This window comes from Caballeronia sp. LjRoot34 (assembly GCF_964253815.1).
Lineage (GTDB): Bacteria > Pseudomonadota > Gammaproteobacteria > Burkholderiales > Burkholderiaceae > Caballeronia.
Genome location: NZ_CAXUSB020000027.1, coordinates 1 through 812 on the forward strand (window position 1 = coordinate 1; position 812 = coordinate 812).

An 812-nucleotide genomic window follows, 5' to 3' on the forward strand; every position below is an offset into this window, starting at 1 on the left:
GGTTCTGTCGCAATAAGGATGCCGGGGTAAGCAAAAGAGATATGATATGCAGTGCTTATTTGGCTAACGAGTAAAACTGCTCGGCAACCGTTTGGCCAGCGCCTGTCATCTGGCCTTTCTTAATCATATGCATGAGTTCGATGCCGCCCAGCAGAATGCGTGCACACCGGAATGTCTTGAAGCCGAGCATGAGGCGAGTGCGTCGTTTGATTGCCCGGTGATCCTGTTCGATGATGTTATTCAAATACTTGTTCTGGCGGATCTTGATCGGCGTGTCGCGCTGGGCGTTCAGTGCTTCAAGCGCGGCCAGGTTGGAGCCACTTTTATCGATCGTTATCGTCTCAGGCTCACCGTTCTGATCAATCGATTTCTCAAAGTAGCGCTGTGCTGCAGCCTTGTAGCGATGGGCTCGTAGCAGGAAATCAACCGTATGCCCGGCCTTGTCTACTGCTCGATACAGATACTTCCACGCTCCCTTGACCTTGATGTACGTCTCATCAACGCGCCAGCTCTTGCCCACCGGGCGCTTGCGGCGACCGAAGGCTTTTCCAAGAACTGGCAGCAACTTGATTGCCCAACGATGCACCGTCGAATGATCGACCTCGATGCCTCGTTCAGCCATCATCTCTTCCAGGTTTCGTACACTCAGTCCGTAGGCAACATACCAGCGCACACACATCAGCATCACATCAAACGGATAGTGAAGGCGTTTGAACACGCGCGCTAAGGCTGGCGTCAGGCTCTGTTTCATCGGGCAAAAAATTCGTTTCGGCTCCGAACATAATACCGCACCGCCTTATTGCGACAGAACC

The 812-nt window shown here is 52.8% G+C and carries 1 protein-coding gene; it reads right to left on the reverse strand.

Features of this window, described 5'->3' with window-relative positions; translation table 11 throughout:
* Positions 1-55: 55 nt before the first annotated feature.
* A complete protein-coding gene (locus ACSQ36_RS46980) occupies positions 56-751 on the reverse strand; it encodes an IS6 family transposase (protein ID WP_436187631.1) in 696 nt (231 codons plus the stop codon).
* Positions 752-812 lie beyond the last annotated feature (61 nt).